Consider the following 18,187-nt stretch of genomic DNA (forward strand, 5'->3'; position numbering starts at 1 on the left):
ATGAAGCCGAGAAGGTCCTCAGCCAAGGAGCGATCGGTACAAGTCCAGATATCGATCAGCCATCCGGTCGACCGTAAAACGCTCAAACACCGCTGCTCGGCATACGGCGCGATCAATTTCGCCGATACGGCTGATCGCATTTACGGCTTCATCGACGTTGTTGACCAGGAAGCCAGTCACGCCATCGTCGATCAGCTCGGGCATCGATCCGCGGTTGCAGGCGATCACCGGCGTGCCGCAGGCGAGCGCCTCCACGACCGATAGTCCGAACGGCTCGTCGAAATTGATAAGGTGGAGCAGCGCGCGCGCGGAACCCAGGGCGTTGGTGCGGGCCGCGCCGCCCACTGCGCCGCGATAGATCACGGAGCGCTCGTCCAGCGCGGGCACGACCTGCTCGTTATAATACTCCTGATCCTGGACGATACCGGCCATGATCAGCCGCCGCCCCGCTCGACCTGCCGCCGCAATCGCCTCGGCCGCCCCCTTGTCCGGGTGGATGCGGCCGAAGAAGAGCAGGTCTTCGCTGCCGTGCGGGTCGAAGGGAAAGTCCTCCAGCCGAATACCGTGGTGGATTGTTGCTGCATAGCGCAGGTCCGGATGGCGATCGGCATTGCTGATCGCGACATAGTGGACGCGATCCTCGTATGCCTTGAAGGCGGGCAGGATGCGTTCCGAGGAGAAGCCGTGGATCGTCGTCACCACCGGTGTCTCCACCAACCGCGAGAATGCGAGCGGCACGAAATCGGCCTGGTTGTGAATGAGGTCGAACTCACCGACGCGCTCGAATACATGGGCGACGTGGAGCATCTCCCATACCTTGGCGTCGATGGTGGGGTCCTCGGAATAGGCCGCTGGGCAGACGCCGGCCAGTCTGCCCGCCGTCCGGCTATCCTTCGTGGCGAACAAGGTGACGTCGATGCCGCGCGCCACCAGCGCCTCGGTCAACAGGCTCGTCACCAGCTCCCATGGACCATAATGGCGCGGCGGCGTGCGCCAGGAGATCGGAGCTAGCATGGCAATACGCACGCGATTGTCCTTCGTTGCTTTCGTTAATCGGCCGTCAGAATCATGCCCTCGTTCGCCCGTAGCAGCACGGCACCGTCTCCGGCCAGCGCTGCGTCGGCGACAGTGGACAAGAGCATCCGGCAATCGCGCGCCCAGTCCGGTAACTCCAGGCGCTGCGAATGTTCCCCGAGATTGAGTGCTACGATCAATCGCTCGGCGCCGTGCCGACGCTCATAGGCGACTACATCGCCCTCCGTGTCCAGCAGCGTGAAGTCGCCGATCGCCAACGCCGGATGTGCACGCCTGGCGACCAGCAATCGGCGATAAAGCGCCAGGATTGAATGAGGCTCCTGCGCCATCCGCGCCACGTTGCGGATAGGCCAGTCGGCATTGAGCGGCAGCCACGGCTTCGCCGTCGTGAAGCCGGCATTCTCGCTTCCGTCCCACGGCATCGGCGTGCGGACCGGATCGCGGCCCAAGGCGAGGGCGGGCTCGCGCAGCCCGCGCGGATCCTGAACCTGGGCGGACGGGATCGCGACATCGCTCAAGCCCAACTCGTCTCCGTAGTAGAGGGTGGGCGTGCCGCGGAGCGTCAGCAGCAGCATCGCTGCGATGCGCGCCTGGGCCTGCCCACGCTTGGCTGCGACGCGTGGCCGGTCATGGTTGCCGAGCACCCAATTCGGCCAAGCGCCTGGCGGAAGCGCCGCCTCATAGTGGGCGATCAGCGTTGCCAGCGAGCGCGCCTCCCACGGTGCATCGATGAGCTGGAAGTTGAAGGGCAGGTGCACCTCTGCCCGCTCCCGGCCGTAGTAGTGCAGCAGCCGATCGACCGGCAGGTAGATCTCGCCGATCAGCACGCGTTCGCCCCGTCCACCGGCGCCATAATTGTCGGCGATGGCGCGCATGTCGGCGGCGATCTCGTGCACCTCGGGCTGGTCGGTCGAATGGAGCTGAAGCACGCGGTGCATATCGCCCATCGCCGGCTGATAGGTCGGGTTGGGCGGATTGTCGGGGAAGTCTGCCGCCTTCGCTAAGTGCCACAGCACGTCGATGCGGAGGCCGTCCACGCCCCGGTCGAACCAGAAGCGCATCACGTCGTACATCGCGGTCTGCACAGCCGGATTACGCCAGTTGAGGTCCGCCTGCTCCTTCAGGAAGGCGTGGTAGTAATATTGGCTGGTCGCTTTGTCCCACTGCCATGCCGAGCCACCGAAATCACTGATCCAGTTGTTGGGCGGCCCGCCATCCGGCGCGCGATCGCGCCAGATGTACCAGTCCCGTTTCGGATTGTCGCGCGTGGCGCGGCTCTCGACGAACCAGGGATGCCGGTCGGATGTGTGGTTGGGCACGAAGTCGAGCAGAATCTTGAGCCCGCGCGCATGGGCTTGTGCAAGCAGACTGTCAAAATCGGCGAGCACGCCGAAGCGCGAATCGACGTCGCAATAATCGGCGACGTCATAGCCGAAATCAGCCATCGGTGAGGGGTAGATGGGTGAGATCCAGATAGCGTCGACGCCAAGGCTGGCCAGATAGTCCAGCCGCCGCTCGATCCCCTTGAGGTCGCCGATGCCGTCGGCGTTCGTATCTTGAAAGGAGCGCGGATAGATCTGGTAGATCACACCCGTCTGCCACCAGAGAGCTCCGAAAGAGGCCGCCAACTGAGGCGGCCTTACCGCGGCGCTTGCAGGCCGGGAGACGAAAGCCACTCATTCACATGGGAAGCGGTTACAGCTTGGCGGGCTCTTCTGATCGTGGCGTCGCGCAACGGACCCGGCGGGAGTTCATTCGCCTCGTCCTTGAGGCGCATGGCCTCCAGCACTAGACGGTCTTGTAACGGTGCTTTGGGTTGGTTGCGTTGGATGCGGGGCATGGTGGCTCTCCTAAACGGGCGGGAGCACAACACTCTCAGTCACCGATAGAAGCCGAAGGCGGGGCGGTGATGGAACCAGTAGATTCCCTTTATGTTCGGTTGCCAACTTAAGAAACTTTGACGCCCCGAACCCTTGTCCAAAACGGATTAGGACACTGCCCGCTGCTTGGGACAATTTCATGTCAAATACGGACAGTACCCGACGACCGGTGCCGGCCGAGAGCTATCGCCAATTTTTGGTGACGGCCGGAGCCGGTCAGGCGGCGGCGGTTGCGGGCTGACGGTCGGTCGGCTTGGCGATGACCTCGATCCCGTTGTTGAATGTCACACCGAGAACGAGTTTTGGCAACTGGTTGTGGCCATCGAGACGACGCCAATTTTTCTGGGCGCCCTCGACCAGTTTGAAGACCATCGCGAGCGCGGTCTTGTTGGATAGACAGCCCTTCGATCGGATCGTGCGATGACGCACGGTGGCGAAGGTGCTTTCGATGGGGTTGGTCGTGCGCAGGTGTTTCCAATGCTCTGCCGGGAAGTCGTAGAAAGCCAGCAGCGTGTCTCGATCCTTGCGCAGGCAATCGGCGGCCTTCTCGTATTTCAGCGCGTAGCTCTCGATGAAGGCGTCGAACGCCAGCTCGGCTGTGGCCTTGGTTTCGGCCATCCATATCTCCTGCAACGCGCGTTTGGCTTTCGGCTGCTGGCTCTTCGGCAGCTTGGCAAGTACGTTGGCGGTCTTGTGCACCCAGCAGCGCTGCTCGCGCGTTTTCGGCCAGACCTCACCGGCCGCCTTCCAGAACCCGAGTGCGCCATCGGCGATGACGAGCTGCGGGGGCACGTCGAGCCCGCGCCGCTTCAGGTCGAGCAGCAGATCGCGCCAGTCGTGCGCGCTCTCACGGGCGCCATCGGTGAAGCCGACCAGTTCCTTGCGGCCCTCCGGCGTCGCGCCGATCAGCACGAGGATGCACTGCTTTTCGTCTTCGAGGCGGGCTTCGAGATGGATGCCATCAGCCCAGATGTAGACGTAGCGCTTGGCCGACAGATCGCGCTTCTGCCACGCGCCGTGCTCGTCGAGCCAGCCGTCCTTCAGTCGGCCGATGGCGGATGCCGACAACCCGGCAGCATCCTTGCCAAGCAGCGCCGCCAGCGCTTCGGAGAAGTCGCCAGTCGAAATACCCTTCAGATATAGGATCGGCAACAGCGTTTTGATCGACTTCGAGCGGCGCATGTAGGGCGACAGGATCGACGGCGAGAACCGGATGCGGCCAGGATCGGCAGCGGCCACCTCACGATCGCGTACACGTGGCTGGCGGACGGCGACCGGACCGATGCCGGTCATCACCTCGCGCTCCGGCAGGTGACCGTGGCGGACGACGCGCTGGTGGCCGTCCCGGGTCTTCAAATCGGCATGCTGGCCGAGAAAGTCCGCGACCTCAGCCTCGACCGCTTTGGCGAGAAGGGCACGTGCCCCGTTGCGCAAGACTTCTGTGAGTTGATCGTCGAAGATTCCTGGCTGAATCAGTTGGATGACGTTATCGTTGGACACGGCATATCGCTCCTTCGGTGGAGAAGTGGAGGCGTCAAGCACCCCCACGATATGCCGCCTTCCCGATTCCCGCCGTCACCAACTTTCGGCGACAGCTCCCGGCCGAATAGGCCACCCGCTGGATCAAAGTAGCCACTAATGCAAACAGCGCCCCCAAGCCGAATAATGCTTGGTGGCGCTGTATTGAATCCGGACAGTGCAATCCCCCGGCACTTATCTGTCTGCGGAGGCGCAATAAGGTTCAACGGCCAGCGGCAATCGAGGCGGCCTTACTCGTCGATCTCTCGGAGCTTCTGCTCAAGTTCCGCGATCTGATTCCTGATGCGCCTTAGAAACTCCTCGTCCGCGGTCCGGTCCACCAATTGGCGATACCTCATGATCTTCATTTCGAGTTCAACACGCTTTGCAGCGCACGGCCGGACCATAGATTCGGGTCGTTAGTGGACGGAAGCACGGCCCGTGGCGGATCGGTAGATGCACGCGACTCCAAATCGGGTTCTGCAAGGGCTACCGGGCTCGTTCCGGCAGAGGCACCAAGAAGCCCCGCTACCCGTTCAGTCCCTTGGTAGCGGGCCTGCTGCAACGCCCGGGCATGACCGGAGAGAATTAATCTTCAACAGCCGCGGCAGATACCCTTTAGCTTGGCGGTGGTTCGGGCGTCTTCCGCGATCAAGGGGTCCTTGTAGGACGGCCGCGACGCGTCGCTCTCGACCGCTGCAGGCTTTTGTATTCTTGGAGGAGACGCCGCATCGTAGCAGGCAAGTCGCCCGCTCGTGCTTTCGATCGTGCGGCATTCCGGTCCAGCGGCGAGAGCGCCTTGCGCGCAGGCGCAGAGCATCAATACGGCGAGCGTAGTTTTCATCCGATTTCCTTTGCGAGTGGTATCACCATTAGAACAGGCCGCGTCCACGAGCGCAGGCCGCCCCCACGAAGCAATAGGCCAATCAGCGCTTTTCGATCACGCAGCCCTGCGAGAACGCGCTTTTGCGCGCGCTCGAACGCGTCAGTTCAGCGGATCGCTTTACGTCGACGCTTGCGCTGCTATTTCTTCTTGCCGGACGCGAAACCCGGTTGCCATCCGGCGGCCTTTTGGCTTGGCGCCGCAGCTATTGTCTTGATCTTCTCTTTCTTGGGCTTCTTGGCTTCGCGATTTCCTTTTTGCTCGCCCTTGGCCATGTCGATCTCCTTTGGGTTATGATGACGCCGTCATTGCACGCCGAGTTTCACATTGTCGCGTAGCGCGTCGCAATTCTCATCGCGCCGTCGATCTCGTCGGCCAGTTCGACTTCCCCGATCTCATGCAGACGGGAAACCATGATCGATGCCTGGGTCGCAGCCATGGAGAACGGCTCGCCCGTTTCATAGCTGAATTTGATGCGCCAGATGCCCCTGTGGTTGCGATGCGGCTCGATCAACAACACCGGAAGATCGGGCAACCCATTCTCAAGCAGGAGTTTCGATAGCGTAGGCATCACCGCGCCCTTTCAAGTCCAGCCGACGCCCGAAAGGACATGGCGCCAAGCCTGCATTCATCTCCTGCCGTGGGATCCAGGGCTTGAACCAGGGAGTTCGTTCGGCGCAATCTGAAGACTCGCATTGTGCAACTGTGCGCCCTTTGCCCCCGAATAGCCATGCATTAGTTGATGCTGCGCCTCCCTGCCGCCGCGGTTCAGCCTTTCGGCAAAATGACTTCCTCTCCACTGAGGGCGCGATCCAGTGCGTCGACCAGCATCTGAATCTCGATGAACTTGTTGCGTGCCCGCTCGGCCTTGTCCCGGTCAAACGGAGCGGCCAGCACCTTCGCATGCACGTCCCTTTCCTCGATCATGCGTGCACGGGCTTTCTTCAGCGTTTCAAGTCGCTCGCTCATTCAGGCTCCCTGACTTTTCAATGGACGAATTGGCGCTGCTCAAGCGGCAGTCAACTTTTCATCGCCTGCATCAGCGCCGAAATCTTGATGGTCGCGAAATTGGAGAAGGTATCCGACACCGCGTATGGCAGAATGATGTGGTCGTTGTGCCGCATTGCCCCGCAGGTATAGACGACGTTGGGGACGTATCCCTCGCGCTCCGACGGCTCGGGCCGCAGCAACGGCTCGCGGGAGCGGGCTAGCACCTTCGAGGGGTCGTTCTTGTCGAGCAACGCCGCCCCGATCGAGTATTTGCGCACCGGGCCGACGCCATGCGTCAGCAGCAGCCAGCCTTCATCGAGCTCGATAGGCGATCCGCAATTGCCGATCTGAACGAACTCCCAGGGAAATTCCGGCTTCAGAATGGCCTGGCCGTCGCCCCAAGTGTACAGGTCGTCTGAATAGATCAGGTACAGGTTCTCATTGTCCTGTCGCGCGATCACGGCGTATTTGCCGCCGATCTTGCGCGGGAACAGCGCCATGCCCTTGTTGCGTGCCGCGGCGCCTTTCAACGGCGCCAACCGGAACGACATGAAATCGTGGGTCTCAATCAACTCGGAGCGGATCGCCCGTCCGCTATAGGCGGTATAGGTGGCGTAGTAGGTTTTTCGGCCGCCATCGCTGAACTCGAAAAAGCGGGCGTCCTCGATGCCGTTCGATTGGGATTCGGTGACCGGAAAGATGACGCGCTCGCTGAGTTCTTCCTCGGGCTTGAAGACCAGTTCGACATGATCGCCGTCCGGTCCGGATGCGCGATGGCAAATCCGGGGACTTGAGGCAAGCCTTGCCGTCGAATCAACGGTCACGCTGCCGTCGGCTGCGAATGTGCCGGCCCGAAACGTCAGTGACGACACATGCCCTTCGCCGATCGCACGGAGGCTGAGAATGAAGCGCAGGCCGCCCTTCGGCGCGTTCGATTGGTCGGGGTGCGGCACGATGCTGGGATTGAACAAGGCAGAGGCTTCGAACGAATACTCATTGAGAAAATAGGCTCCAATCAACTGGCGCTGGATCTTTGAAAAGCTGCCATGGGCTGCGAAAGCCTCCTCCATTTCGTTCGCGCGGGCCTCGAACTTCTCCAGCAGGTTCCGATGCCGGCCGAGGAAATTTTCAAGAACGTCCGCGAGCTGGGAAGCAACGGCTTCGGAGTCGAGGGCGAGAACCCGGTCGACGATATGATTTGCACGCGTCTTGTCGGTCGGGTTGAGATCGCGGGGTTCAGTCGCCGGCTTGAACGGGCGCACGATCACCCGCGCGGGATCGGGACGCAAATAAAGCGCCTGCCGGTTCAGGAAGGTGGCCTGTGACACTGGTGTCCTCGATCGCTTGAGCAGGAGGCAACATTCAGGCGCCCATGGCGCGCAGTGCCGCGGGTTTGGTCAGGCCGGCGTTGACGCGCGCAAGCTGGCGAATCTCCGCAAGCCCAAGCAGATAGCACACCACCGACTCGCCGCCGCGATTTTCATTGGCACGATCGGGGTGCAGTCCATCGCGGCAACTGCCAGTGTGCGGATCGACCAGCGCCACCGACAGGTCGTTGCTACCGAGAAACCAGGTGAAGGCCCGGGTCGCAAGCGCTTTCCACTCGGCATCGCCATCCGCCCGCCATGCCGTAAGGCAGGCAGCGATCGTCGCCGTCGCTTCCACGGGCTGCTGATCAAAGGCGCGGGGAAGTTGCCGCAATTCGCCGAAGCCGGCGGTGCCGACCGGCCGGAAATGCCCTGCCGGCGTCGTTTGTCGCGTCATCAGCCAGCGCAGAGACCTCAATCCGGCCTGCACGTATTCAGGCGTTTGCGTCGCCGCGCCTGTCATCATCAGCGCCTGCGGCAGGCGGGCGTTGTCGTAAGCCAACCCTTCCTCGAACCACACCCAGTCCGGCGTTTCGACCGACGCCAGACAGGACATCAACCTGTCGGCAAGAGAATGCCGGATCTCCTGGCCGTGAAGATCATCCGGAGCCACGGCGCAATAAGCGCCCAAACCCAGCAGGGTGAACGCCCACGCCCGCGGAGAGCGAAAGGTCTCTACAGTCGACAGAGCCTCGGCGAACAAGGCAGCCGCCCACTGGCGCCGCGACGGAGTTGCGTCGCTGCGCGCGGTTTCGCCGAGCGCCCAAAGCGTCCGCGCGTGACTGTCTTCGGACCCGCTGGCTTCGAGCCAGGTTCGATTGAAGCCCATGAAGTTGCGAAACCGCCCGGTGTCGGGATTCCATGCGTGCTGCACGAAAGCGGCGAAGCGAGCCGTCAAGACTTCCGACAGCGGCTGTTCGCCCGGACTGTTGAGGGCGCAGGCCAAAAGCATCGCGCGGGCGTTGTCATCGACGCAATAGCCGTGCGAGCGATCGGGCACCGAATACACGGCGTGCTGGAACAGGCCGGTATCGTCGCACATCGACAGGAAATAGCCGATTTGCATGTCCGGCGCCGCAGGGCCGCGTGGCTCCGGAACGCCCGTGTTGGAGGGCGCAATGACCTTGAGCCAGTGACCCTGAGACGCGCTCTCAAAAACCGACATGTAGTACTCGGCGGTGCGTTCCCACGTCATGGTTCTGCTGACCGCATAGGCGCGCCGGCACATCGCCTGCCGGCGAACGTCATCGGTGAGTAATTCCGCGATCTTGCTGGCGATCGCGGCCGCGTCGCCGAATGGCACCAGGACGCCGCGTCCATTGGCCAACAGTTCGCGGGCATGCCAGTAAGGCGTCGAGACGACGGGTTTCCCAAGTCCGAAGCTGTAGGCCAACGTTCCCGACGTCATTTGCGGCTCGTTGAGATAGGGCGTGACATAGACGTCGCACATCGAGATGAATTCGAGCAGCGTGGGCAGATCAACGAAGCGGTCGAGGAACACAACGTGGTCCTCGACGCCAAGTTCGCGGACCCGCCTCATCAGTCTGTTGCGATACGCCTCGCCCTGGTCTCGAACCAGATTCGGATGCGTTGCGCCAAGGACGACATACACCGCATCGGCGCGACGCTTCAGAATCGACGGCATGGCGTCGATCATGACTTCGATGCCCTTGTTGGGGGACAGCAGGCCGAATGTCAGAATGATCGACTTTCCGTCAAATCCGAGCCTTGCCTTCGCCGCATCGGGCGCGACAAGCGCGACGTCGGGAATGCCGTGGGCTATGACCTCGATCTTGTCGTCCGGCACCTGATAGACGCTGCGCAGCAGTTCGCGGCCCTTGTTGGCCATCACAACGACCTTCGACGAGGCATCGACGATGCGCTCCATGACCGCGCGTTGCGCGGCGGTCGGATTTGCCAGCACGGTGTGGAACGTCGTCACGACAGGCATGGTGAGGCGCGACAGCAGTTCGAGGATGTGGCCGCCGGCTTCGCCACCGAAAATTCCGAATTCGTGCTGCAGGCATACGATGTCGAACCGGCCGGCATTCAGGAGGTCTGCTGCATGGATGTATTCTTCGATCTTGTTATCCTGGATCTGAAAAGCGACCGCCTTGGGATAATCATAGGTTTGGCCATGATCGGTCATCGCCACGATGCAGGTCTCGACAGTCGGGCGTGACGTCGAGATCGCCTGCTGCAGGTCGGTCGTGAAGGTTGCGATCCCGCAGCGGCGGGGCAGCGAATTGCCGATAACGGCGATGCGACGGAGCGGCGTCATGCTTGTACCTCGACAGTCTCGCTTGATTTCGGCGAATGGCCGGCGGACATGCCGGCAGATTTGGTCAGCTCTCCAGCGTCCTGCAGCAGGGCGGCAACGGGATCAGGTCCCGGATAAGCCATCAGGCCGCGCATGCCGCCCGCGCCGACCTCGATGTCGGTTCGATCGCCCTCGATAAAGACGGCATCACCGACCGACATGTTCGTCGACCCGATCCGCGCCCGGCCCTCGATCGCAAGGATCCAGGTTTCCCGCGGCATTGAGTGCCCAATTCGAATTCGCCGGCAGGTCGATCCGCTCAATGACGAAATGCTGGCTTGTGATCAGGGCTGTTCGAGCCGCGGTGAGGCGTCGTGGACCGGATTGGGCCTGAACCGGCCCGGCGTCGGAAACAGCGACGGCGCATTCTTCATGCAGTTCGCGCTGCCTGCCGTAGTCAAACAGGCGGAATGTCGTGTCGTTGCGCTGCTGAATCTCGGCGAGTACGATACCGGCGCCAATGGCGTGGATCGTGCCGGCGGGGACGAAGATGATGTCGCCTTTCGCGACGGGACGCCATTGCGCGAGGTGGGCAATCGAGCCGTCCCTGATCGCTGCGCGCAATGCCTGTGGCGTGAGTCGCCGCTTCAGTCCCAGCGCAACCCGCGCGCCTGGGGCCGCTGCGAGAATGTACCAGGCTTCAGTCTTGCCGTTCGGCAGGCCGATTGAGCGGGCAAATTCATCGCCCGGATGAACCTGAATCGAGAGGGGCTCGCTGGTGAATAGTAATTTGAGCAGCAGGGCCGGGATGGCTGCATGCTTGTGCGTGCGCTGGAACCACAACTCTCCAACCGGGTCACCGGCAACGTCGATGCTGCTCCATGGATGGAGATCGCCTACTCCCCACGGTTTGCGCGCAAACTGCACGGCGGCATGCTCGATGGCCATAGATTTCCTGACCCGAAACGCGCATATCGCAGCGATATGCCGTTGGTCGATACCGTTTATGTGATTTGGCGTGGCTAAGGCGTCGCGACGGGATGTTCGCGTTTGTCGCGATCCCGCTGGGCTAACTGATCAGATGGGTACTCCGGCGTCAGATAGCAACCTTGCTGGGTCCATTAGCGTTTGGTCGCCCAGGACGGACGAACGCCAGTCCAGGCGGGAAGCGCATCCCATTCGGCCCACCGCATCCGGCGTTCCTCATCGCCGACCCTGATAAAGACAAAGGCGGCATCATCCTTGCCGGTTTTCGAATCAACGAACATTGCTGGAACGCCGTATGCGTCTCTGATGATCGCCGTATTTGCCATTCCGACTCCTGCTTTCTGTTAAGCACTCGGATTCCCGTTGCCGGCATGTCACTTGAGGCGGACTACCACTGAATAATCACGGTGGCAGTGATCAGCGACGCAAAAAAGATCGGCAACAGCACCGGAGGCACCAGCCAATCACGAAGATCGAATTTGAGGGTATCAGACATGTGACCGCCTTTTTTGGTTAAGGCGGGAGCGCAACGCTCTCAGTCACCGATAATAGCCGGGGGCGCGCGGTGATCCGTTAAATATAGTGACTATCTGCCGAATAGCGAGGAGAATCGCAATTTGTTTTGGGGCAGAATCGTTAAGATGATGGTGGGTTCGAAGCTTCGCGCTTCCCCTGACCGCGCTTCTCGAATCTATGTTGAGCGCGCGTTGTGAAAAATATTCGGCAGCTTTTCGATCGCGATAATCCGGCGGACTCGTTCGTAATTACTGACGACTTTGTGTCATCTGGCCGTATCAGCGGCGCGAAAAGCATTCCGATTTTTCGGCTCAAGATCGGCAGTTTCCACATGAGTGGAGGGCAAGCGGTTGCAGGTGAACTCATCAGCAGAGCGGTATCAGCGCGAACTGGCTTACCTTCTCAGCATCCTTTAACCAGGGCGCCTTAGTGCTTGAGCCGTTCTATCTGGAACGTGAATTTGGCTTGTAACACCGGTCCGGTGTCATCCCTGACTTCGATAGCCATCCGGTGTCCCGCTCCATTGCGGGGCCTACAGGACGCGTCCCTCGCCATGTCTGCCAGCGAACGCGCGGCCTCTTCTTGCACAGCCTCCATGGTAGAGAGTTCCAGACCCTCATCGTCGGGGGTCAGTTCGTCACCGTCTCGCAAATCGAAAAAGTATCGCTTCATAACAACGTCGAACGTCAGGAAACCAAAAGCGTTCCTAGCTGATCTGGGGCGGCCTAACAGGACCCGCGATTAGGCGGTAGGACGGCACCCAGGTGTTCCAGCTTTCCATGGTCTGGTCGCAGACCGAACACTCGAAGCTGCTGATCTGGCGTTCGGGAGCCATAGACTCGGCGCGGTTGTAGACCGCTCCGCAAATACAGGCTCTGGGAGGGGTCTCTTCCATTTGCTCATTATGCGCCGCAAATCGGAATTAAGACACTTCCAAATTCAACTTAGGACACCGGGGCTTAAATACGGACAGTACCGCCGGGCTATAAGAACAGGTCCGAAATCTAGGACATTTCCTGAACACGTTAGATGGCACACGACGGCTTCCGAGCCCTGCTGTCCGCTCCGGGGTCACTATCGGAATTGAATTAGCAACCTCGTGGGCCAAAGCCCTTGCGCCCCCGCGTCACAGGCTTATGTGAAGAGCGGCTAGCACTCGCTCCTTTCGACTGCCAATCCAGAAATAATCACAAAAGCCATGGAGGATCGCATGAAGTTCCGTCCGCTCCACGATCGCGTCGTGGTCAAACGCATCGATGCCGAAGACAAAACCGCAGGCGGCATCCTCATTCCGGACAGTGCCAAGGAAAAGCCCTCGCAGGGCGAGATCATCGCCGTTGGTCCGGGCAGCCGTGACGAATCCGGCAAGCTGATCCCGATCGACCTCAAAGTGGGTGATCGCGTGTTATTCGGCAAGTGGTCGGGCACCGAGGTCAAGCTCGATGGTCAGGAGCTTCTGATCATGAAGGAAAGCGACATCATGGGCGTTCTCACTGACGTTCCCGCCGCCAAAAAGAAGGCCGCTTAAGCGCTTTAGCCCGTTCCCTCGTCCTGAGGAGCCGGCGCAGCCGGCGTCTCGAAGGAAGAGACCTGCAATCGAAATCTCATCCCTCAGGAATCCGCCCAGTCGCGCGGACCTTGGGATCTGAGAATACGGAGATCATTATGTCAGCCAAGGAAGTCAAATTCGGCGTCGACGCCCGCGACAGGATGCTGCGCGGCGTCGAAATTCTCAACAACGCGGTGAAGGTCACGCTCGGTCCGAAGGGCCGCAACGTCGTGCTCGACAAATCGTTCGGCGCTCCCCGCATCACCAAGGACGGCGTCACCGTCGCCAAGGAAATCGAGCTCGACGACAAGTTCGAGAACATGGGCGCACAGATGGTGCGCGAAGTCGCCTCCAAGGCGGCCGACGCTGCCGGCGACGGCACCACCACCGCGACCGTGCTGGCGGCTGCGATCGTCCGCGAAGGCGCCAAGGCGGTTGCCGCCGGCATGAACCCGATGGATCTGAAGCGCGGTATCGACTTGGCAGTGGACGCCGTGGTCGCCGACCTCGTCAAGAACTCCAAGAAGGTCACCTCGAACGAGGAGATCGCACAGGTCGGCACCATCTCTGCCAACGGCGACTCCGAAATCGGCAAGTTCCTCTCCGACGCCATGAAGAAGGTCGGCAACGAGGGCGTCATCACGGTTGAAGAAGCCAAGTCGCTCGAGACCGAACTCGAAGTCGTCGAGGGCATGCAGTTCGACCGCGGCTACATCTCGCCCTACTTCGTCACCAACGCCGACAAGATGCGCGTTGAAATGGAAGATGCCTACGTCCTCATCAACGAAAAGAAGCTATCTCAGTTGAATGAATTGCTTCCCTTGCTCGAAGCCGTGGTGCAGAGCGGCAAGCCGCTTGTAATTATAGCGGAAGACGTCGAAGGCGAAGCTCTCGCCACCCTCGTCGTCAACCGTCTGCGTGGTGGCCTGAAGGTTGCTGCCGTGAAGGCTCCGGGTTTCGGCGATCGCCGCAAGGCCATGCTGCAGGACATCGCGGTTCTGACCGGTGGTCAGGCGATCTCGGAAGATCTCGGCATCAAGCTGGAGAACGTCACGCTCGCCATGCTCGGTCGCGCCAAGAAGGTGATGATCGACAAGGAAAACACAACAATCGTCAGCGGCGCCGGCAAGAGGGCCGACATCGAGGCGCGCGTTCAGCAGATCAAGGCGCAGATCGAGGAAACCACCTCGGACTACGACCGTGAGAAGCTGCAGGAGCGTCTGGCCAAACTCGCGGGCGGCGTCGCGGTGATCCGCGTCGGCGGCGCGACCGAAGTCGAGGTGAAGGAGCGCAAGGATCGCGTGGATGACGCGATGCATGCGACCCGTGCGGCGGTTGAGGAAGGCATCGTGCCGGGCGGCGGCGTCGCCCTGCTGCGCGCCTCCCAGCATCTCAAGGGACTTCGCACCAAGAACGACGACCAGAAGACCGGCGTCGAAATCGTCCGCAAGGCGTTGTCGTATCCAGCCCGCCAAATCGCCATCAATGCTGGCGAAGACGGTTCGGTGATCGTCGGCAAGATCCTCGAGAAGGATCAATATTCCTACGGCTTTGACTCGCAGACCGGCGAATACGTCAACCTGATCTCCAAGGGCATCATCGACCCGACCAAGGTGGTTCGTGTGGCGATCCAGAACGCAGCGTCCGTCGCGGCTCTCCTGATCACCACGGAAGCCATGGTGGCCGAAGTGCCGAAGAAGAACGCCGGCGCTGGCGGCATGCCTCCGGGCGGCGGCATGGGTGGCATGGGTGGTATGGATTTCTAAGTCCAACCGTTCAGCGCTCAAAGAAAAAGAAAGGCCCGGCAGCGATGCCGGCCTTTCTGCATTCTCGTGCCTTTGATCGCGGTTGCCCTGCTCAATTTGCCTCAGGCCGTAATACTGACGTCAATACATAGTTCGGATCGGCTTTCAGCGCGCGTGCGAGAATTTGTAGTCGCCGGGCTTGCGATAGGAATAGCCAATCAGATTGCCCACGTTCGGGTAATCGTCCAAGTGCCTTTAACTGCTTGCCTGCGTCTGGGACTGAGTCGAATTGCAGTAACGCTGCTTCCTTCGTGTCGGCCGGCGCCAGGTGCCATCGTCCCGCGGTTTCGGGGCGGCTCACGAGGGCCAAGAAACGATCCGAATTCGGGCAGGATGCAAGCGTCACGACGGCCGAACCAGCGATAGCGGTTGCGCGCGACCAAGTCACAGATTGCGTCGCGGATCATCCGTGGGATGAATTGGAAGATCCAAGTCCACTGTAGAGTCAGGAACGAAAGTATCGGCTACATAGCTTTTATCGACCGAACCAAACCGAATAATAGTGTGCGTATAAATCCAGCCACCCGGCACTCTGAAACGAAATATGGTTTCGTCATACTGACCGGAGACATGATCTTTAAAGACTTCTTCTTGGGTATGAAGCTTTTGCTTAGGCATGAACATCTTTCGGTTGCCGCTGCCAATAGCGACCAAAATCAACTGACTCGCCACGCTTCAAAGACAAAGCCTGCGAGGCGGTTGACTTTCTCGCCGTTCGACAGACGGCCGTTGTCCCTCTTCAAGATCGCTCTTGAGCGTACCGCAAAAGGTACGCCGGCGATGTGGTGATGGATACCTTCCAGTTGATCCATCCAGGTCGTCGCAGCGGAGCTGAATAGCGCATGCCACTTCCAAACCACCATCCGGTCATAGTCGTAGTGCCGAAATCCTCCTCGCGTGAGCGGCATGTCACAAGATCTTCTTCTTACGAAACATCCGCCATCTGTTCGCGGCGCAGATCTCAAGCCAGCCTATGAAATGCCGGCGGCAAAGGCTCGCGCACGAGTTCACTTAGATTTAGAACCTCGCCGCTTTCCGTGATGTCCGAGACCAGAACCTCGACATAGGGATGCTGGCGGTTGATCGCGGCGCCGCGCTGGTATTTCGCGTTCACGATCCGCTCGATCGCCGCAAGATTGCGCTTGCCCAACGCGTTGTACTGATCGCGGAACAGGCTCTGCCGTCCTCCGCGGTGCTCGATGGATTCGACCCAGACGTCCATCACCTTGCGGCCTATGAACGCTTCGACCGGTTCAGTTCCGTCCCGCGCGAGAAGCCGCAGCCCGTCCATGTTGTGCGGGCCGTCATCGATGCCGAATTTTGTCAGTGACATGTTTTTACGTGACATGGGGAATCCTCCTGTTGCCGACGTTGGTTCACCTCGGCAGTCCGTCGGGGACTGCGCCTCCCTCATCGTCCCATCGCGACAGAGCCGCGGCGCGCGATTTCGCGTCGCGATGCGCATCCTCCGTCGAAGCCTTTTTGCGGCCGGCATCATTCTTATGCTTGTGCAGAAAGCGGGCGATCTGCCCGCGAAGCGCCGCCGTCTCCAATAACTCTCCGACCGATCCGGCGGTGTCGAAGATCTCGCGTTGCAGCGTCTTCGGAAGTGCGTTCCATTGCATGATGACGGCCGCGCCGAGACATCGCAAGACGTGCTCCTCCTCGGCCGCCAGGGCGAGGCCGCGGGCGCGATCCTGTTCCGCTGCGTTTACGGCGCTGTCGTAGTCATCAGCCAATCCCTGCTCGTTATCGGCGAGCGCTGAGTGGCGATCCCTTTGTTTCTGAAGTTCGTCGCTTTCGCCCTGACCGCTCGAATGCTTGATCAGTTCGCCGTATGCGGCGGCCTTTTCGCGGTGCTGCTGAGATCTAAACATGCCGCGTCCTTTCGTTGGAAGTCTCCGCGCGTTCCGACCGATCCCGATGGTTGACGAGGATGGAGCTATATATGGGGATCACAGGGCCGAATAACGAGCTTCGGTGACAAATCACGACGTCATTAATCGTGGGCAAAAGCCGTTCCTGCGAGATTGTAGCAGTCCGAGCGAATGCAGGTTGCGATTTGGCTTCCGCAATGCCCGAATACGGGCTTATGCCGCCGCCGAAGTCAGAGAAGACATCGGCACGTCGAATGTGTAGACGAACCCGGTCGGCTCATAGGTAAGCCTCACGTCACCCCGGAGTTGCCTGCCGAGCGTCTCGATCAGCCGTGTCCCGAAGCTGCGCTTTTCGGGCAGGCGGACTGCTGCGCCATTTCTCTCGGTCCATGTAAGGTGCAGGCGCTGCGCCTGTTGATCCAGCGTCCAGTTGATGTCGACGCGCCCTTGCGGGACCGACAGGGCGCCAAACTTCGTGGTGTTGGTGCAAAGCTCGTTCAGCGTCATCGCGATGGCGATGACGGCGCCCGACATCATCCGGATATCGGGTCCCCAAATCGAAAATTTAGGCTCGTCGGGATTATCGAAGGCTTCGGTCGCGCTGCGGACGATCGTGCCAAGGTTCGCGCTGCTCCATCTTGCCTGCAAAAGGAGGTCGTGCGCGCGCCCAAGCGCGAGCAGCCGGCCCTCGATGGCGTGCTGTGCGTGCTCGGCGCCTGGCAGGCCGCGCAGACTCTGCGAGACGATGGCGCCGACGGTCGCGAGCGTATTCTTGATACGGTGGTGCAGTTCCTCGAGGATCAGCTTCTGCAGCTTCTCGGACGCCTCGCGCTCCCTGGCGTCGATGCCGGCCGTGGTAAGCAAACTCAGTGCATCAATCTCGGCCTGCGCGAGCAGAAGCCGCAAGCTGACATTTTCTGCCGCCAGGTCGTCCTGGTATGGTGTTGCGCTGCTTGCGGGCCGCGGGTCCGCACGGAGATCGGCTTCAGACATCGCCGATTATATCCTCATGAGCTGGGTACCGCACTGATCTTCGGTGGCTGAGTTTCTGCTTCAATCACGCGATTTAGGCTGTGTTCGGTGTGAAAAGCACTGCTGTCTCAGGCGTGGCCGATCATGTCGCGCATTTCGGCTATCACTTCCCCGGCATTGAGCGGCTTGCCGAGAAACCTGCTGCGGGGCGGAAGATCGAGGTCCTGCAGCTTCAATTGTCCCGATACCACGATGATTTTGATCACCGGCCAACGCGCATGCACGGCATGCGCAAGTCCGACGCCGTCCATTTGGCCAGGCATCTGGATATCGGTGCAGATCAGCGCGACGTCGGATCGGGATTCCAGGATGGCGACGGCTTCGGCGGCATCCATCGCCTCGAGTGGCATGTATCCCGCGTCTTCGACGATGTCGATCGCGCGCATCCGGAGCACCATCTCGTCCTCGACAACGAGAACTACTGCAGGAATGCATGGATGATCAGGCGTCATCATAGGGCTCTCGCGGGGATCGCCATCGACTGGAAC

19 protein-coding genes are annotated in these 18,187 nt (G+C 60.7%); 2 read left to right on the forward strand and 17 right to left on the reverse strand.

Features of this window, described 5'->3' with window-relative positions:
- Window positions 1–18: 18 nt before the first annotated feature.
- From IVB18_RS12615 to IVB18_RS12660, 11 genes are all read right to left on the reverse strand, one after another.
- Window positions 19–1,026, reverse strand: coding sequence for a glycosyltransferase family 4 protein (locus tag IVB18_RS12615; RefSeq protein WP_247989452.1), 1,008 nt, complete (start codon window positions 1,024–1,026; stop codon window positions 19–21).
- A gap of 23 nt (window positions 1,027–1,049) precedes the next feature.
- A complete protein-coding gene (locus IVB18_RS12620; RefSeq protein WP_247989453.1) occupies window positions 1,050–2,624 on the reverse strand; it encodes an alpha-amylase family glycosyl hydrolase in 1,575 nt (524 codons plus the stop codon).
- A gap of 507 nt (window positions 2,625–3,131) precedes the next feature.
- On the reverse strand, window positions 3,132–4,415 hold the full coding sequence (locus IVB18_RS12625) for an IS256 family transposase (RefSeq protein WP_247989239.1): 1,284 nt from the start codon (window positions 4,413–4,415) through the stop codon (window positions 3,132–3,134).
- A gap of 1,041 nt (window positions 4,416–5,456) precedes the next feature.
- Window positions 5,457–5,591, reverse strand: coding sequence for a hypothetical protein (locus IVB18_RS51585; protein WP_256476724.1), 135 nt, complete (start codon window positions 5,589–5,591; stop codon window positions 5,457–5,459).
- A gap of 47 nt (window positions 5,592–5,638) precedes the next feature.
- Window positions 5,639–5,851 (reverse strand): hypothetical protein, encoded by a 213-nt coding sequence (locus tag IVB18_RS12630; RefSeq protein WP_247989454.1) that lies wholly within the window; start codon window positions 5,849–5,851, stop codon window positions 5,639–5,641.
- A 233-nt stretch (window positions 5,852–6,084) separates the two neighbouring features.
- Complete coding sequence (locus IVB18_RS12635; protein ID WP_247989455.1) at window positions 6,085–6,285, reverse strand: hypothetical protein; 201 nt, start codon at window positions 6,283–6,285, stop codon at window positions 6,085–6,087.
- 50 nt (window positions 6,286–6,335) lie between these two features.
- Window positions 6,336–7,634, reverse strand: a complete 1,299-nt coding sequence (locus IVB18_RS12640) for a glycoside hydrolase family 130 protein (protein WP_247989456.1) — start codon at window positions 7,632–7,634, stop codon at window positions 6,336–6,338.
- A 34-nt stretch (window positions 7,635–7,668) separates the two neighbouring features.
- Complete coding sequence (locus IVB18_RS12645; RefSeq protein WP_247989457.1) at window positions 7,669–9,954, reverse strand: glycosyltransferase family 4 protein; 2,286 nt, start codon at window positions 9,952–9,954, stop codon at window positions 7,669–7,671.
- Window positions 9,951–10,154, reverse strand: a complete 204-nt coding sequence (locus IVB18_RS12650; protein WP_247989458.1) for a hypothetical protein — start codon at window positions 10,152–10,154, stop codon at window positions 9,951–9,953. Before IVB18_RS12650 ends, IVB18_RS12645 begins: the two co-directional genes overlap by 4 nt.
- Window positions 10,141–10,881, reverse strand: a complete 741-nt coding sequence (locus tag IVB18_RS12655; protein WP_247989459.1) for a class I mannose-6-phosphate isomerase — start codon at window positions 10,879–10,881, stop codon at window positions 10,141–10,143. The genes IVB18_RS12650 and IVB18_RS12655 overlap by 14 nt, the downstream gene beginning before the upstream one ends.
- A gap of 173 nt (window positions 10,882–11,054) precedes the next feature.
- Window positions 11,055–11,246, reverse strand: coding sequence for a hypothetical protein (locus IVB18_RS12660; protein ID WP_057857267.1), 192 nt, complete (start codon window positions 11,244–11,246; stop codon window positions 11,055–11,057).
- Window positions 11,247–12,646: 1,400 nt separating this feature from the next.
- Here IVB18_RS12660 and IVB18_RS12670 point away from each other — a divergent pair.
- Both IVB18_RS12670 and groL read left to right on the forward strand, forming a co-directional pair.
- The gene (locus tag IVB18_RS12670; RefSeq protein ID WP_057857355.1) at window positions 12,647–12,964 is read left to right on the forward strand and encodes a co-chaperone GroES; all 318 of its coding nucleotides are present in this window, start codon (window positions 12,647–12,649) and stop codon (window positions 12,962–12,964) included.
- A gap of 137 nt (window positions 12,965–13,101) precedes the next feature.
- A complete protein-coding gene (gene groL, locus IVB18_RS12675) occupies window positions 13,102–14,751 on the forward strand; it encodes a chaperonin GroEL (protein WP_247989461.1) in 1,650 nt (549 codons plus the stop codon).
- 423 nt (window positions 14,752–15,174) lie between these two features.
- On the opposite strand, the gene IVB18_RS12680 is transcribed toward groL, so the two are convergent.
- The 6 genes from IVB18_RS12680 to IVB18_RS12705 all read right to left on the reverse strand — a co-directional run bounded on the left by IVB18_RS12680 (window position 15,175) and on the right by IVB18_RS12705 (window position 18,151).
- Window positions 15,175–15,450 carry a hypothetical protein gene (locus tag IVB18_RS12680; protein WP_247989462.1) on the reverse strand — a complete coding sequence of 92 codons (276 nt, stop codon included), beginning with the start codon at window positions 15,448–15,450 and terminating at the stop codon, window positions 15,175–15,177.
- Window positions 15,447–15,698: a hypothetical protein gene (locus tag IVB18_RS12685; protein WP_247989463.1), complete on the reverse strand. Its 252-nt coding sequence runs from the start codon at window positions 15,696–15,698 to the stop codon at window positions 15,447–15,449. Before IVB18_RS12685 ends, IVB18_RS12680 begins: the two co-directional genes overlap by 4 nt.
- 53 nt (window positions 15,699–15,751) lie before the next feature.
- A complete protein-coding gene (locus IVB18_RS12690; protein WP_247991621.1) occupies window positions 15,752–16,123 on the reverse strand; it encodes a signal transduction histidine kinase in 372 nt (123 codons plus the stop codon).
- Between the two features lie 43 nt (window positions 16,124–16,166).
- On the reverse strand, window positions 16,167–16,667 hold the full coding sequence (locus IVB18_RS12695) for a hypothetical protein (RefSeq protein WP_247989464.1): 501 nt from the start codon (window positions 16,665–16,667) through the stop codon (window positions 16,167–16,169).
- A 213-nt stretch (window positions 16,668–16,880) separates the two neighbouring features.
- On the reverse strand, window positions 16,881–17,660 hold the full coding sequence (locus tag IVB18_RS12700) for a sensor histidine kinase (RefSeq protein ID WP_247989465.1): 780 nt from the start codon (window positions 17,658–17,660) through the stop codon (window positions 16,881–16,883).
- 107 nt (window positions 17,661–17,767) lie between these two features.
- On the reverse strand, window positions 17,768–18,151 hold the full coding sequence (locus IVB18_RS12705) for a response regulator (protein ID WP_247989466.1): 384 nt from the start codon (window positions 18,149–18,151) through the stop codon (window positions 17,768–17,770).
- Window positions 18,152–18,187 lie beyond the last annotated feature (36 nt).

Origin of the sequence: Bradyrhizobium sp. 186 (assembly GCF_023101685.1) — a bacterium.
Lineage (GTDB): Bacteria > Pseudomonadota > Alphaproteobacteria > Rhizobiales > Xanthobacteraceae > Bradyrhizobium.

Coding starts and splice junctions, on each gene's coding strand:
- IVB18_RS51585 (WP_256476724.1), bottom strand. CDS start 5,591: ATGGCCAAGGGCGAGCAAAAAGGAAATCGCGAAGCCAAGAAGCCCAAG.
- IVB18_RS12635 (WP_247989455.1), bottom strand. CDS start 6,285: ATGAGCGAGCGACTTGAAACGCTGAAGAAAGCCCGTGCACGCATGATC.
- IVB18_RS12645 (WP_247989457.1), bottom strand. CDS start 9,954: ATGACGCCGCTCCGTCGCATCGCCGTTATCGGCAATTCGCTGCCCCGC.
- IVB18_RS12650 (WP_247989458.1), bottom strand. CDS start 10,154: ATGTCGGTCGGTGATGCCGTCTTTATCGAGGGCGATCGAACCGACATC.
- IVB18_RS12655 (WP_247989459.1), bottom strand. CDS start 10,881: ATGGCCATCGAGCATGCCGCCGTGCAGTTTGCGCGCAAACCGTGGGGA.
- IVB18_RS12660 (WP_057857267.1), bottom strand. CDS start 11,246: ATGGCAAATACGGCGATCATCAGAGACGCATACGGCGTTCCAGCAATG.
- IVB18_RS12670 (WP_057857355.1), top strand. CDS start 12,647: ATGAAGTTCCGTCCGCTCCACGATCGCGTCGTGGTCAAACGCATCGAT.
- groL (WP_247989461.1), top strand. CDS start 13,102: ATGTCAGCCAAGGAAGTCAAATTCGGCGTCGACGCCCGCGACAGGATG.
- IVB18_RS12685 (WP_247989463.1), bottom strand. CDS start 15,698: ATGCCGCTCACGCGAGGAGGATTTCGGCACTACGACTATGACCGGATG.
- IVB18_RS12690 (WP_247991621.1), bottom strand. CDS start 16,123: ATGTCACTGACAAAATTCGGCATCGATGACGGCCCGCACAACATGGAC.
- IVB18_RS12695 (WP_247989464.1), bottom strand. CDS start 16,667: ATGTTTAGATCTCAGCAGCACCGCGAAAAGGCCGCCGCATACGGCGAA.
- IVB18_RS12700 (WP_247989465.1), bottom strand. CDS start 17,660: ATGTCTGAAGCCGATCTCCGTGCGGACCCGCGGCCCGCAAGCAGCGCA.
- IVB18_RS12705 (WP_247989466.1), bottom strand. CDS start 18,151: ATGACGCCTGATCATCCATGCATTCCTGCAGTAGTTCTCGTTGTCGAG.